The sequence below is a fragment of the Limnochorda sp. LNt genome (genome assembly GCF_035593265.1).
GTDB classification, from domain to species: domain Bacteria; phylum Bacillota; class Limnochordia; order Limnochordales; family Geochordaceae; genus Geochorda; species Geochorda subterranea.
In genome coordinates this window covers 254,328-268,591 of the sequence record NZ_CP141614.1, presented here as the reverse complement: position 1 = coordinate 268,591, position 14,264 = coordinate 254,328, and the positions used below count along the sequence as shown (strand labels likewise).

11 protein-coding genes are annotated in these 14,264 nt (G+C 72.7%); all 11 read right to left on the bottom strand.

Features of this window, described 5'->3' with window-relative positions:
• The 11 genes from lpxD to VLY81_RS01320 all read right to left on the bottom strand — a co-directional run bounded on the left by lpxD (position 1) and on the right by VLY81_RS01320 (position 14,240).
• Positions 1-1,038 carry a UDP-3-O-(3-hydroxymyristoyl)glucosamine N-acyltransferase gene (gene lpxD / locus VLY81_RS01370; protein ID WP_324669235.1) on the bottom strand — a complete coding sequence of 346 codons (1,038 nt, stop codon included), beginning with the start codon at positions 1,036-1,038 and terminating at the stop codon, positions 1-3.
• Positions 1,039-1,042: 4 nt separating this feature from the next.
• Complete coding sequence (locus VLY81_RS01365) at positions 1,043-1,600, bottom strand: OmpH/Skp family outer membrane protein (protein ID WP_324669234.1); 558 nt, start codon at positions 1,598-1,600, stop codon at positions 1,043-1,045.
• Between the two features lie 43 nt (positions 1,601-1,643).
• Entirely contained in the window at positions 1,644-3,371 is a 1,728-nt protein-coding gene (locus tag VLY81_RS01360; RefSeq protein WP_324669233.1) for a BamA/OMP85 family outer membrane protein, read from the bottom strand.
• 140 nt (positions 3,372-3,511) lie between these two features.
• A complete protein-coding gene (locus VLY81_RS01355) occupies positions 3,512-7,051 on the bottom strand; it encodes a translocation/assembly module TamB domain-containing protein (protein ID WP_324669232.1) in 3,540 nt (1,179 codons plus the stop codon).
• Positions 7,052-7,144: 93 nt separating this feature from the next.
• Complete coding sequence (locus VLY81_RS01350) at positions 7,145-9,160, bottom strand: SpoIVB peptidase S55 domain-containing protein (RefSeq protein ID WP_324669231.1); 2,016 nt, start codon at positions 9,158-9,160, stop codon at positions 7,145-7,147.
• 34 nt (positions 9,161-9,194) lie between these two features.
• Positions 9,195-9,530: a hypothetical protein gene (locus VLY81_RS01345; RefSeq protein ID WP_324669230.1), complete on the bottom strand. Its 336-nt coding sequence runs from the start codon at positions 9,528-9,530 to the stop codon at positions 9,195-9,197.
• Between the two features lie 143 nt (positions 9,531-9,673).
• Positions 9,674-10,798: a flagellar basal body P-ring protein FlgI gene (locus VLY81_RS01340; protein WP_324669229.1), complete on the bottom strand. Its 1,125-nt coding sequence runs from the start codon at positions 10,796-10,798 to the stop codon at positions 9,674-9,676.
• A 13-nt stretch (positions 10,799-10,811) separates the two neighbouring features.
• Positions 10,812-11,405, bottom strand: coding sequence for a flagellar basal body L-ring protein FlgH (locus VLY81_RS01335; RefSeq protein WP_324669228.1), 594 nt, complete (start codon positions 11,403-11,405; stop codon positions 10,812-10,814).
• Positions 11,406-11,443: 38 nt separating this feature from the next.
• Positions 11,444-12,460, bottom strand: coding sequence for a flagella basal body P-ring formation protein FlgA (locus tag VLY81_RS01330; RefSeq protein WP_324670441.1), 1,017 nt, complete (start codon positions 12,458-12,460; stop codon positions 11,444-11,446).
• A 24-nt stretch (positions 12,461-12,484) separates the two neighbouring features.
• Complete coding sequence (flgG, locus tag VLY81_RS01325) at positions 12,485-13,273, bottom strand: flagellar basal-body rod protein FlgG (protein ID WP_324669227.1); 789 nt, start codon at positions 13,271-13,273, stop codon at positions 12,485-12,487.
• 193 nt (positions 13,274-13,466) lie between these two features.
• The gene (locus VLY81_RS01320) at positions 13,467-14,240 is read right to left on the bottom strand and encodes a flagellar hook-basal body protein (protein ID WP_324669226.1); all 774 of its coding nucleotides are present in this window, start codon (positions 14,238-14,240) and stop codon (positions 13,467-13,469) included.
• Between the last annotated feature and the right edge of the window lie 24 nt (positions 14,241-14,264).

The following is a 14,264-nucleotide window of genomic DNA, read 5'->3' as shown; positions in this document are numbered from 1 at the left end:
TCACCCGCCACCCTCCTCCAGGCGCGCGACGCGTCGCTCCAGCTCGCGCAGTTGCTGCACCAGCTCCGGCAGCTTGCGGGAGGCCGCCCAGACCCGCAGGGCCTGGGCATGCGGCATGGCCGGCTCGCCGGCCACCCGCGCACCGGCCGGCACGTCGTCGACGACCATGGCCCGGGCGGCGACGACGGCCCGCTCCCCGACGCGTACGTGGTCCCGGATGCCCGCCTGCCCGGCCAGGATCGCCCTCGCCCCGATGCGGGCCGACCCGGCGATCCCCACCTGCCCCACCACGACGGCGTGAGCCCCGATGCGCACGTTGTGGGCGATCTGCACCAGATTGTCGATCTTGGCGCCGCGCCCGACCACGGTCGCTCCGCAGCTGGCCCGATCGATGCAGACGTTGGCGCCTACCTCTACATCGTCTTCGATGACGACGGTGCCGATCTGCGGGCGACGGCGGTGACGGCCCTCGTGCATGGTGAAGCCGAACCCCTCGGAGCCGATGACGGTGCCCGCTCCGATCACGACCCGGTCGCCGATGCGCACCCGCTCCCGGATGACGGCGTTGGCGTGGATGACGCACCCCTCGCCCACGGTGACGTCGTCGGCGATGACCGCGCCCGGGAAGACCACCGAGCCCCTCCCCAGCCGGACCCGCTCCCCGATGTAGGCTCGAGCGCCGACTCGGACGTCGGGGCCCAGCGACGCCGTGGCCGCCACCGTGGCCGTGGGGTGCACGCCGGGCTCCGGGAGCCAGGGCGGGGGCGCGAAGAGCTCCATCAAGGCGTCGAAGGCGACCCGGGGGTCAGCCGCCTCGATGCAGGGGCGCCCGGGCACGGCACCCCCGACCGGCACCACCACGGCTCCTACCGGCCGCTCGCCGATCTCCTCCCAGTAGCGCGCCGACGTCGCCAGCGTCACGTCCGATGGGCCCGCCTGATCGGCGGGCGCTACCCCCGTGACGACGGCGGCAGGGTCGCCCCCGACCAGGCGACCCTGCACGTGTCGGGCGATCTCGGCCAGGGAGAGGCCTCGCATGGCGTCAACGGCCCGACGAGGAGGCGTCGCCGGCCACCTTGACGCCCAGCTCCCGCAGCACCTCGTCGGTGGCGTCGTAGCCGCCCCAGATGACCAGGTTCTTGTCGAGGACGACCTCGAGGCCCAGGCGCTGGGCCACCTTGCCGATGGCGTCGCGCACCCTCGGCAGGCGGGCGTCCAGCATCTCCTGCTTGCGCTGGTCGAGTCGCTGCTGGTACTGCATGAACAGCTGCTGCTTCTCGTCCTGGATCTGGCTGGCCAGACGCTGGCGCTCCTGCTCGCCCAGGCCCTTGGCCCGATCCTCCAGCTGCTTGTCGAGCCTGGCCAGCTCCTGGTCCAGCTCGGCCTGGAGCCGCTCCGTCTCCTGACGGAGGGGCTCGCTCAGGGTGGGCTCCAGGTACTCGCGCGCCACCCGGTTGACGTCCACGTAGCCGATGACGCTCTCGGGCTTGGCCGAGGTGGCGCTCCAGACGGCCAGGCCAGCCGCCAGCACCAGCAGCGCTGCCCCGATGATCACCCGCACCCGCTGCGGCAGCGTCCTCAGCCCGCTTACCCGTTGCATCGCCGTCCCGCCTTCCCAAGTCCCTCCATGATGCGTGCGCTGGCTAGAATTGCTGACCGATGCTGAAGTGGAACTGGCCCTGCTCCTGGGGGCTCATGCCGTAGTCCAGCCGGATCATGCCGAGGGCCCCGATGTCGATGCGAAGGCCGAAGCCCGCGTCCCACCTCAGCTCGCCCAGATCCACCGGATCGCCCTCCGCCCATGCCTGCCCGGCATCGAGGAAGAGAACTCCCGAGACGGGCTTGTAGATGGGGAACCGGTACTCCAGGTTGGCCAGCAGCATGGTGTCGCCGACAACCGTGCCCGGGCGGTAGCCGCGCAACCCGTCCGCGCCTCCCAGGCGAAAGCGCTCCTGGTCCGGCGTCTGCTGGGAGCCGCCCGTCGGGATGAGGCGACCTACGCTCAGCCGCCCGGCCAGGACGTGCCGGCTGTCGCGGAGGGTGACGGGGACGTAGTGCGAGTAGCTGCTCTCCGCCTTGACGAAGTGGAAGTCGCCCCCCAGCCCCGCCACCTCGGTGGAGAGCCGCAGTCGATGCCCCGTCGTCGGATTGTAGGGGTGGTCGCTGGTGTCGGTCACGGTGCTGAGCCCCACGCTGCGAAGCGTGCCCGTTACAGCATCCTCCGGCGGCGAGCCGCCAGCCGGTATCGCCTGGGTCTCCCAGTTGGCGAAAGTCAGGAATCCCCGCGTGTACTCGGACAGGGGACGCCCAAGGGTGAGCTCGCCGCCATAGCGGCGATCGACGTAGACCGGGTCCCGGGCCGTCGGCTGGCCGTTTTGCTCCCACCCGACCTTGACACCCAGCGAGGTGCCCCGCGCGTCGAGATAGGGTTCGGTGAAACTGAGGTGGTAGCGTTGCGCTCCATAGCCGCCGTAGCTGAGGGTGAGCCCCACCTGTTGGGCCCGGCCCAGGAAGTTGCCGTCCGAGATCTCGACGAAGCCCGCCGGCCCCTCCCCGACGGTCCAGGTCACACCCAGCTGCACGTTGCCCGTGCGGCGCTCCTTGACCCGCACCACCACGGCCACCTCGTCGGGCCGCTCCGGCACCTCGCGCAGGTCGGCGTTGACCTCCTCGAAGAGGCCCAGCATCAGCACCCGCCGCAGGCCCAGCTCGAGGTCGCTGCGGACCAGCACCTCGCCGGGCTCCATGCGCAGCTCCCGGGTGATGACGTAGTCCTTGGTCTTCTCGTTGCCCTCGAGGTCGACGGCCCCCACCTTGACCGGCACCAGGGCCACCTGCAACGTGCCGTCGTCTTGCAGCTGCAGCCCCGACGGCATCACCAGCACGCCGAAGCGCTGCCAGACCAGGGCGGGCAGCTCCTGCACCTGGCGGGTGATGGTGGGGCCGTGTGCCACCTGGCCCGTGGGCAGCTGCAGGAGTGCGGCGACGTCGTCGGCCTGCACCTTGCGGCGCTCGAGCACCGGCGCCAGGTCATCCGAAGGCTCCAGCACCACTCGGCGCAGGACCGGGTTTTCGACCACCGAGAAGACGACGCGTACCAGCTGCGGGCCGCCGCCGTCACGTCCGGTGGAGAGGCTCTGGATGTCCACCGAGACGCTCTTGAAGTAGCCCAGGTCCAGGATGGCCTGCATGTCGGCCTGGACGTCCTCCCGGCGCAGCGGTTTGCCGGGTTGGGTCCGGGTGATGGCGTCGAGGATGGTCACCGCCTCGACCCGTTCGTTGCCGCTCACCACCACCGCCCGCACCTCGGCATCGGGGATCTCGGGCTCGGTGGCGGCCTGCACCCCCTCGAGGGAGGTCAGCGCCAGCAACAACAGGGAAGCGAAGATCAGTCGGGATCGCGATGTCGCCCGGCTTGCACGCAATGGGGCCGGTCACCTCCGCCTCTCGCCATGCGTCTTTCGGGGCCTGCCGTGGCGCTCCTCTTGTCAGTTGAGCCTTGGGATGTCACTCAGAAACTGTGCTGCCAGTCCAACCCCACCCGGAAGGCTCCCTCGCCGTCCTCGTCGCCCCAGCTCAGGCGCCACGTCAGGTCGGGCTTCAACCTGTAAGACAATTCGAAGGACTGCGAGCCTTCCGGGTCCAGGAGCTCGCGCCGGTAGCGCACGTAGAGCCGGCCGGGATCCAGGTACTTGCCCGCCAGCAGCCGCAGGCTGCCACTCTCCGTGCCCGGCACCAGGGCCACCTCGTCGAGGCCCAGGGCGGTCCGCACCGCCTCCTCCAGGGGGCCCATGGCCCAAGCGGCGAGCTGCTCGTTGACGCCGGCGATCCAGCGCTGGCGTGCGTCCGCCTCCGCCGGACCGGCCCCTGGCAGCAGCAGTGCCAGGATCTCCTCGCGGCTCATCTCGGGTTGAGAGGAGAGGCGAAGCTGGGTGGGATCCGTCGTCGTCCCCTCGACGTGCACCCGTACCGGGCCCTCGGGCGTGCTGGTGGTGGCGTCGAGATCCACCTCGGGCACGAGCCCACGCGAGGGGCTGAAGGTGAGGCGCCCCCGCTCGATGGCGAACTCCCGGCCGAAGTAGCGGATCCGGGCCTGCGCCAGCAGCACCTCACCGGCCAGCGCCGGTGAGTCGGTGGTGCCGGTCAGGCGCACCGCGCCCTCGGCCAGCGCCGTCCCCCCGATGGCCGGCACCTCCAGCCGAAGGGGCTGCTCGGCCTCCACCGTCACGTCGAGGGGGATGCCCCCCGCCGCAGCCGGGCGGCCCTCGGCCCTTTCCAGCGTCTCCGGGAGCCGCACGGCTCCCGGCCCGTCGAGGGGCGGGCCCGACGTCCCGCTGCCCAGCCCGAAGCCCCAGACGGTCACCCGCCCGTCCCTCACGCCCAGCCGGCCCGAGAGGACAGGGCGGCTGTCCGAGGTCCAAGCGCCGGCCCAGCGCAACTGCCCGGTGAAGGTGCCGGCGAGCTGCAGGCTACCGCTGGGACGCACGTCGACGGAGGCCTGGCGCACCTCCACCCGCACGTCGACCGGATCCAGTCGCAGGGGCCAGATGGCCTGGAGCTGCGCCTCGCCGGTCAGCTGCACGTCGCCGCCTCGGGCGGAGCGAGCCTGACCCTGAGCGAGACGGATGGTGCGGCCCTCGACGCGCAGGTCGACCACGATGTCCGTGAGCGGGTTGAGGCGCTCCTGCGGCGCCACCACCCGGTCGGCCTGCACCGTGAGCCCGCCGCTGACGTCGGGGGCTTGCAGGGTGCCGGAGACCAACAGGTCGCCGGTGAGGCGCCCGCCCTCCACCTGCCAGGCGGGCAGGAGCTGGCGGACCAGCTCCAGCGGGAAGCGCTCCATGCGGGCACGCACGTCCATGGTCGCCGCCTCGTCGGCACCCAGCACCGTCAGCGGTACGCTCCCGCCGATGCGCGCCACCTCGCGGTCCTGCACCGAGACGAGGATGTCCTCCAGCACCAACGACGGCGATGCCAGGCGCAGGCTGCCCTCGACGGCTGCGGAGACCCCGCTCTCGGGGCGCTGGCGCAGCCGCAAGCTCGCCTGGCCCGTCTGCAGGTCCGCCGCCAGGCGCAGGGCCATGGTGCCCTCCACGTCGCCGCCCTGCAACGAGGCCTCCTCCACGTGCCATGACCCATCCTCGAAGCGGACGGTCGCCTGCAGGGTGCCCAGTTCGTAACCGGCGAGCCCCAGCCGGTCCGCCCGCACCTGACCCGCCAGGGTCCCGTCGACGAGCGAGCCGGTGAAGGCAGCGTAGCCACGCCACGTCCGCAGCCACGGACGCAACGCCCGACCGCCCAGGTTGATGAGGTCACCCGCGATCCGGTAGCCACCGCCCTGCTCCCTGACGACCTCGATGCTGCCGTCAGGCCCATCGAAGCTGACCCTGGCTAGCACCGGCGCCCGGCTCCCGGAGCCGGCGCGGCGCCCCGGGGCGACCCAGGCCAGCTCCATGGCCAGGTCGCCGGCCACCTCGCCGCGAGGCCCGGCAGGCCCCACCATCCGCCCGCTCGGGGCGCCCTCGGAGCCCCGCAGGCTCTGCAAGGCCGTCAGCACCTCGGTGGAGGCCACGCCCTCGAGCTTGCCCGTCAGGGCCAGCCATACGCGCGAGGGCTCGCCGGCCACGGCAGGCGCCGACGCGCCCCAGCGCAGCTGGCCCCCCAGGGTCAGGATCCCGCTGCCCGCGGCGGCGACGATCTCGTCGACGGTGGCCTGACCTGCCGTCACGTCGGCGACGACGTGTGCCGTCGCGCCCCCGACGGCCAGGCCCAGCAGGCGCCCGGCGGGCGTCTGGAGATCCCCGTCGACCCGCCATGGCCCGGTCAGCGATCCGGTGAGGCGGCCGCGAGCGGCCACGGAGCTGACGGCGTAGCCCGACCACCAGGGCAGATCTTCGCCGGGCTGCAGGCCCGCCACCTCGAAGTCGAGGACCACCGCGTGCGGCCAGGCGTCGGCCACGTGGCCGATGACGGCGCCGCGCGCCTCTCGCTTGCGCAAGCTCCCGCCGATCAAGCGCAACCCGTCGGCGTCCTGGCGGACCTGGCCCTCCAGACGGAGGCCGGCCAGCATGGCTCCCCATGGGCCGCCATCCACGGATGCCGGGCCCACCCGGGCGTCCACCTCGACGGGAGGCAGTCCCTCTGCATCCCAGGCGCCGTCCGTCCGCCAGTCGACCTGCAAGCGACCCGACCCGCCGGCCAGGCTCGTCCACTCCAGCCGGCCGGAGAGGGCCACCTGGAGCGTCTCGTCATCCGCCAGTCGCGTCGATCCGCTGGCAGTGGCGACGAGGCCCTCCTGTGCGATCGTGAGGCGGCGCAACTCCACCCCGGCACCGGAGACGACGGCCAGGAAGTCCGCCCGGACGGAGCCCAGCTCCACCGTGCCCTCGGCCTGGACCCGTCCCGGGCCCAGCGCCTGCAGTTCACCGGCACTGCGCCAGGGTGTGCGGACCCACTCGCCGGGTGCCGGGCCCGGCTCCTCCCATACGCCATCGAGCCCCCACGAAAGGGAGTCGCCCACCTCCAGCCACGCCACTGCCATCGGCAGCTGGTGCAGGCCGTCGACGAGCAGCTGCCGGATGCGAGCGACGCGTGCGGCCAGCCCGGGAGGCGTCTCGTCGCTCGGCGGCTCCCCCGGCGAGGGCTCCTGGTCCGGGCCCACCTGGGCCGGGCGGACCACAACGCCGCTCGCCTCGACCCGCCGCACGCTCCTCGCCGGCCGGCGCGGATGGGCGATGGCGGCGGGCACGTCGACCCCGACCGTGACGCCGGGAGCGTAGACCTGACCGCCGTCTCGGAGCTCCAGCTGCACCGGAGCGATGCGGACGGCCGACGGCAACGCCAGAGCCGCCTCCCCCACCTGGATGGTGAGGCCGGCGTCTCGGCCCACGCCGCTGAGGGCCTGGCGCACTGCCGCGCTCAGCGTCGCGTCGAGATCGGCCAGCGAGCTCCACGCGGCGACGCCCAGCGCCCCTGCCAGGACCAGTGCAGCAGGCAGCAGCCACCGTGCCCGAGGCCGGGGCGGATGTCGGATTGGCTCTTGGTGACTCATGGCGCGATTTTCGTCGGGTCCTTCGATGAGAAGGGCACGATTCCCGTCAGCGGACCCGTGCCAATGGCTGGTGGCTCCGGAGGGCGCAGCTCCTCAGGGGGTGACGGGGCCGCCGTCCGCCTGCACGGTGCCGGGAGCTCGAGCCGGCTCGGTCGACCGGCCCAGGATGTGCACGTCGAACGACGCGCTGCCCTCGATGACCCAGGGCGTGATGAGCGTGCGCTTGACGGCGCCCGTCTCGGTCCGCCCCTCACCCTCGGGCTCCGGAGCCGACTCCACCGACGAGCCGTCACCCGGCAGGCGGGTCGCTCTCCCGCCCTCGGGTGCGTCGGTGGCATCGGCGCCCTGGTCCGCTCGCCCCGGCAACACCCCCGGATAGAACTCGGCCACCAGTTCGTTGCTCTTCTCGCGTCCCTCCAGGGTTTCGAGGAGCTTCTCGAGGTTGGTGGGGATCTCGCCCTCGTCCAGGGGCGCCTGGTCGGACTCCTCGGACTTGGTCGGGCCCCCCTCGCCGGAGAGCAGGCTCTCCAGGTCCAGGCCCAACGAGAAGCTGCCGGGGCTCCCTCCCCGCACCGTCACGCTGACGGTACCCGGGGCCGCGTCCTCGGGGATCTGCAGCGTCAGGATCCGGGTCTCGAGCTCTCCGCGATACGGCAGGAGATCTACCGCCACGCCCAGCCGCTCCCCTGGACGCACCGCATCGCTGAGCGGCCTGGCCCTGACGATGGCGGCTGTCTGGCGCTGCTGGCTCACCTGCACCGTCAGGTCGATGGAGGTCAGGCCGATATCCTCGAGCCGGTTGGTCAACAGGGTCTGCAACGTCCCCAGGAAGTCGCCCAAGAGCCGCGCCGCGATGTCCGACGCGCTGTAGTCCATGGCGTCCCGGGCGAAGACCCCGCCCCCGGGCAACGCCCGGCCCTCGATCCGGTAGATGGTCCGGGCCGTCCCCGGCCCGATGCGGTCCAGCCCCCGGTCCAGCGCCTCCAGCGCCGCCACGGCCACCAGGGGCACCGTCAGCAGGTCGTCGCGCACGACCCGGGCCTCGAGGGTCCTGCTGCGGCCGCCCGAGACATCCCCGACCGTCACCCTCAGCCGGATGGCGTCGGGCTGCGCGTCGGTCCTCCCCGCTACGGCGGCGCGCCGGTCCTCGGTCAGCACCGCGCTCGGCTCGCCGACGAGGCTGCCCACCTTGAACGGGACGCTGAGACTGCCGACGGTGCGGTGGATGTAAGCCGGCCCGGCGAAGAAGTCGACGCTGCCCTTCTGGAGGAAGGGATGGCCGAAGCCCACGAACCGGGAGCCGTCGACGTAGGTGACCGTCCCGATGGCCGTCAGGCTGACGTCGCCCTGTACCAAGCCGACTCCGAAGGCGCTGCCCGGCCGGAGCTCGACCGGGTCGGCCCCCGCCGCGGCGCCCACACCCACGGGCGCTGCCCCGCCTCCCGGCACCAGCATCAGACCGAAGGGGGCGAAGAGCCGCTCCACGGCCCGCCGCGCCCGGGGCCCGAAGCCCCCCACCATCACGGGGGTGGCGACGGGCAGCATGACGGCCGTGTCGGCCGGTAGCGCCTCCCGCATCCGCCGAGCGGTGGCCGGGTCGGGGGCCAGCGCGACGTGCCGGTAGGGGCCGCGCTCCCGAGCCTGGGCGTCCGGCCCGCTCGACGCCGGCGAGGGCTCGCCTGGCACGCGCCGCAACACTTCGAGCATGTCGGCGATGGGCGTCACCATGCCCACCGAGTGGTCGCTGAACTCGAAGGCGTATCCAATGGCCCCGAGCAGGCGGCCATCGACGTAGACGGGGCTGCCGCTCATCCCGGCCGCGATCCCGCCGAAGGGCTCCACCGCAGGGCCGCTCACCCGGACCAGGATCAGATCACCCGCCGGTCCTGCCTGCTCGACGACGCCCAGGACCTCCACGTCGAATCGATCGATGCGGGTGCCCTGCACCACCGTCAGCCCGTAGCCGACCAGCCCGGGCCTCACCTGCTCGACGGGCAACACCTCGGGCGCGGCCAGAGCACCGGCCGCCGCGAGGCAGAGGCCGGTGGCGGCCAGCGCCACCGCGAGGGCGCGTGGGAGGATGCGGTCGAGGCGGCGGGCCCCTCTCACCAAGGCAGCAGTCCCTTCGGCGCCGGGGGGTGACCTAGACGCGGACGGGATCGCCCACCCCCCTGGCTTCCCCTCTATTCCCCTCTGGATCGTGGTCTCCTGTCAACGCGCTCGAAAACTCTTCGACCAGCAGTCGCGCCAGGCGACCCGGTCCTGCGTCCACCAGCAGTGTCGCCGTGGCCTGACAAAACCACTCGCCGTACACCTGCCCAGCCGTGCCCGCGCCGAAGAGGCCGCCCTCCCCGGGCTTGAGGGCTTGCTGCAGCAGGTGGGACCAGAGCCACGCCTCCATCTGCCCGGCCGCCCAGCGCAGCCCGGCGTCGCCCTCCAGCGCCCGGCTCTCCGGCGGCACCGCCCAGGGTGCCGGCACGGGTGCAGCCGGGACGGCGGCCCGGGCCTCCTGGAGGATCGTTCGAAAGCTCCCGGTCGACCCTGACGGGGCGGACCGTCCGGTCAGCGCTGGACCGGCCGTCGCGGGGAGCGCCGCCGGGGAGGCCGTCATCTCCGCCACCGTCACAGCACCTCCAGCTCGGCGTACAGCGCACCCGCCGCCCGGATGGCCTCCAGGATGGCGATGACATCCCTCGGCGACAGCCCCGACGCGTTGAGCGCATCGACCAGCTCGGCGACGCTGGCCCCGGCCTGCACCAGCGCAGCGTGACCCGCTGGGGGCTCCCCGATGCCCGGCAGCGCGCCCAGGGTTGTGTCGAGTCCGTCGGGGGCCGTGGTTCCCACCTCCACGCGTATGCCCGCGTGGGCGACGGCCACGGGGGCGATCCGCACCTGATGCCCCAGCACCACCGTACCGCTACGCTCGTTGATGACCACCTTCGCCGGCGCCGACGGCGTCACCGACAGCTGCTCGAGCCGCGCCACCAGGAGGGCTGGATCCTGCTGATACTCGCGTGGCAGCCGCACCGTCACGACGGCACCATCCAGGGTGAAGGCCAGCGGTGCTCCCAGCTCCTGGTTGATGGCATCCACCATGCGGGCCGCGGTGGTGAAATCGGGCTGGTAGAGGACGAGGCGCACCATCCCCTCCTCGGCCACCGCCGCCGGCACCGCCCGTTCGACGATGGCCCCCCGAGGAATGCTCGCGACGGTGGGATGCACTCGCTGTGCCGTCACGGTGCGGGCCGTACTACCGCCGACCACCAGCGGCCCCTGGGCCACCGCGTAGACCTCGCCATCCGCACCCTGGAGAGGCGTCTGGAGCAGGACGCCCCCTGCCAGGCTGCGGGCGTCCCCCATGGAAGAGACCGTCACGTCGACCCGGTCACCGGGGCGGGCCAGCGACGGCAACAGTGCTGTCACCATGACGGCGGCCACGTTACGCGCCCGCAGCTGGCCGGGATCCACGGCCAGACCGAAGTTGCGCAGCATGTTGGCGACCATCTGGACGGAGACGCCCCGGCTGTCGCCGGTCCCCTCCAGACCCACGACGAGCCCCAGGCCCACCAGCTGGTTGGGGCGAAGCCCCTCCAATCGGGCGAGGTCCGCGATCCGCACCGTCGGCGTCGCAAGCGGGGCAACCGTGCCTGCGGGCTGGGCCAGGGCGCCGGCCGCCCACCCCGCCAGCACCGAGAGCACCAGGGCGCCAATCCCTCCGCCTCGTCGTGCCATCATCTCGATCGCCATGACCGCTCCCACCTCAGAAGAGCCAGTCGAAGATGCGGGTCAGGATGCCCGGCTTCTGCTGCGCCCCTAAGGCCCCCGTGCCCCGCACCACGATCTGGGCGTCCGCCACGTAGGTCGACAGGACCGTGTTTTCCCGGGAAATATCCTCGGGTCGCACGATGCCGGTCAGCACGATCTCCTGCTGCTCCGCGTTGATGACGATGGTCTGCCGCCCCTCCAGCCGCAGGGCACCCCCGGGGAGCACCTCGACCACCCGGGCAGTCATCTGCGCCTTGACGCTGCCGCTTCGTACCGTGCGCCCGCTCCCGTCGAACGAGCTGCCCCCCGCTGCCCCCAGTAGGGGGATGAAGTCCAGCAACCCTTGGCCGGGGCCGATCTTGAGGGAACCCTCGCGCTCGCTCCCTGTCGACGCGGCCGAGGTCGCCTCGGCGCGCTCCACGATGATGATGGTCACCAGGTCCCCGACCCGACGGGCCCTGGCGTCGGCGTACAGACCTCCAGCGAAGCCCGCCTGGGTCTCCTGTGCCTTGGCCCACAGGGACTCGGCCGCCACCTCCGTCGCGCTCCCCCAGACCAGCGCGGCCGCCAGGACCAGACCCGCTACCAAACGCCCAGGGACTCGGCCCATCTCCACGCCTCCTCGCATCACGGCCCTGCCGTCCCCTCGACCACCGCCAGCCCCGTTGCCATCAGCACCGCCCGCACGACCGCTCCTGACACGGGGTTGCGCACCTCGATCGGCTCCCCGATCCCGGCTGGCTCGAGCGACACGCCCTGCCACGTAACGGTGACCGCGCCCCGCCGCACCACCACGGTGACGGGCGAGCCCCTCGGTACCTGGGCCGTACCCCTCTCCGCGCCCGCGAGTGCCTCGTCGCCGCTCGAACCGGTCGCCCGCGGGCCCTCGCCCCAGGGTGGCGCGGCCGTCTCCGCTCGCCGGATCACCGGCATGCCGCGCGTCACGGCGGCCGCCTCCAGGGCGGCGCGCACCCAGACGCGCCGCTGGGGCGTGCCATCCACCAGGAGGTCCACGGCGAAGACCGCGGGCCCCTCCCGCAGGACCGGCGGCCCCGACACGACCATGGCCGTCAGTCTCCCCGGTGGCACCAGCACGCCCGCCGGCACCTCCACGGCCCGCAACGTGACGGCGCTGCCCGCGCGTCCCGTGGCGCCCGCCAGGTAGGTCCGGATGGCCGCTTCGATGGGTGCCGCCTCGACAGGCAGACCCCGGGCGGTGACCACGGTCGCCTCGACCCCACCGATCCACTCCACCGTGGCGGGATCGACCCGGGCCTGCCGCAGCCGCTGCTCGATAGCGGCCAGGGGGAGCGTCCGCGACTGCCCCGGAAGGGGGGCCGCCCCCAGCTCTACGCCCTGCACTCGTTGCCACAGCCCCTCGTCGCCGCCCGCGTACACGGCCACGTCGCCCAGGCGGATCGAGGGACCCGCCGTCTCGGCCTGCGCCCGGAGCTCCAGGGTGATCCGCCCCGTGGCGGCCACCGAGGGGGGCGCGCCGCCCTCGCCCTCGGCCGCTCCGGTGAGGCCGGCGGCCCCCAGCCAGACCAGCAGAGCCAGGCCCGCCACACCGAGCCGCCATGGGTTCGCTCCGACCGCCCGGGCTACCCGGCCCGGTGGAGCGCCCCGTTCGCGGGGGTCAGCCATCGCTCGCACCCTCACCGCCTCCTGCTAGCGGCGGAGGTTGTTGGCGCTCTGAAGCATGTCGTCCGAGGCCTGGATGGCCTTGGAGTTGGCGTCGTAGGCCCGCTGCGCCATGATGAGGTTGACCATCTCCTCGACCACCTCGACGTTGGACATCTCGAGGTGGCCCTGCGCGATGGCCCCGAAGCCGTCGAGGCCCGGCTGGCCGACGATGGGCGGGCCGGAGGCGCCCGTGGCCAGGAAGAGGTTGCGGCCGTAGTTGCGCAGGCCGGCCGGGTTGACGAAGCGTGCCAGCTCGATGCGTCCGATCTCCTGCGGCTCGCTGTCGTTGACCATGACGACGGAGACCGTGCCATCGGCCCCTACCGACAGCTCGATGGCATCGGACGGGATGATGATCTCGGGCTCCAGCACGAAGCCGTCGGAGGTGACGATGCGGCCGTCGCTATCCTTCTTGAACGAGCCGTCACGGGTGTAGGCGATGGTGCCGTCGGGCAGCAGCACCTGGAAGAAGCCGTCGCCCTCGATGACCAGGTCCAGCGGGTTGTTGGTCTCCCGGAAGGTGCCCTGCGAGAAGATCTTGACGGTGGCCACCGGCCGCACGCCGTGCCCCACCTGGATGCCGGTCGGGATCTCGGCGCCCGCCGTGACCGCGGTGCCGGCGAAGCGAATGGTCTGGTAGAGCAGGTCCTGGAAGTCCACGCGCGACTTCTTGAAGCCGGCAGTGTTGACGTTGGCCAGGTTGTTGGCGATGGTGTCGACGGTGAATTGCTGCCCCGCCATCCCCGACGCGGCGGTCCAAAGCGACCGCATCATGACGACGATCCCCCGCCTCTCCTGACGATGCGTGCGACGAGCCGGCGGCGGGCGTCGGGGTGACGGCCGTGCGACGTGCGCTGCGTCCGTCGTTCGGCAGCGCCGGGCCCCTGCGATGCAGTCCGGCCCTCTCGGCGTCGTCTCCCTCTGCCCATGCCCGCCGGTGGAGCCGCCGTCGGCCCCTACCGGCGCCTCAGCTCGTCCGGCCCATCTGTGTGATGAGCGCCTCGGTCATGCGATCGTGGGCCTGCACGGCACGGCTGGCTGCGTCGTAGGCGCGAACGCCGGCGATCATCTCCACCATGGTCGCGGCCACGTCGGTGGCCGATCCCTCCAGCATGCCCTGGCGAAGCCGCGCCGGCACGGGCTCCACGGGTCCGGCATCGGCCGTCCACTGGAAGCGATTGGCCCCCTCCCGCGCGAGACCGGTCCGGTCGGCCACATCCACGACCAGCAGGCGCCCCAAGACCTGGCCCTGACCGTCGAGAACCCAGCCGTCCTCCGCGATGCGCAGCTCGGCCTCGGAGACCCCCACCGCCTGGATCGGCCCTCCCTCTCCCAGCACGGGGTGGCCGTCGGGCGTGGCCAGCACCCCCTCGGCGGTGAGGACGAAGTTGCCGGCCCGGGTCAGCCGCTGGCCGGCCGGGGTCTGGACCACGAAGAACCCCTCGCCCTCGATGGCCACATCCAGGGAACGCCCGGTGTAACGCACCGGGGGGGCCTCCCAGAGGGTGTAGGACCGCCCGATGAAGGCGCCGGTGCCGACCTGACCCCGGTAGGCCCTGGACGCACGGTACTCCCGGAAGATGGCCATCTCCGGGAAGGCCTCGACCGGGGCCACCTCGGTGCGATACGCCGGCGTGGTCGCGTTGGCCAAATCGTTGGCCAGCAGGTCCTGGCGGCGGGCGAAGACCAGCATGGCCGATGCCGCGGAGAAGAGCCCTCGCACCATGCTCTTGACGCTCACCCCCATCCTGGCTCCAGCGAGGCA

What these genes read in the sequence shown, in the direction of transcription:
- VLY81_RS01330 (WP_324670441.1), bottom strand. Translation starts at nt 12,460, where the DNA reads ATGGCTGACCCCCGCGAACGGGGCGCTCCACCGGGCCGGGTAGCCCGG.
- lpxD (WP_324669235.1), bottom strand. Translation starts at nt 1,038, where the DNA reads ATGCGAGGCCTCTCCCTGGCCGAGATCGCCCGACACGTGCAGGGTCGC.
- VLY81_RS01340 (WP_324669229.1), bottom strand. Translation starts at nt 10,798, where the DNA reads ATGGCGATCGAGATGATGGCACGACGAGGCGGAGGGATTGGCGCCCTG.
- flgG (WP_324669227.1), bottom strand. Translation starts at nt 13,273, where the DNA reads ATGATGCGGTCGCTTTGGACCGCCGCGTCGGGGATGGCGGGGCAGCAA.
- VLY81_RS01365 (WP_324669234.1), bottom strand. Translation starts at nt 1,600, where the DNA reads ATGCAACGGGTAAGCGGGCTGAGGACGCTGCCGCAGCGGGTGCGGGTG.
- VLY81_RS01355 (WP_324669232.1), bottom strand. Translation starts at nt 7,051, where the DNA reads ATGAGTCACCAAGAGCCAATCCGACATCCGCCCCGGCCTCGGGCACGG.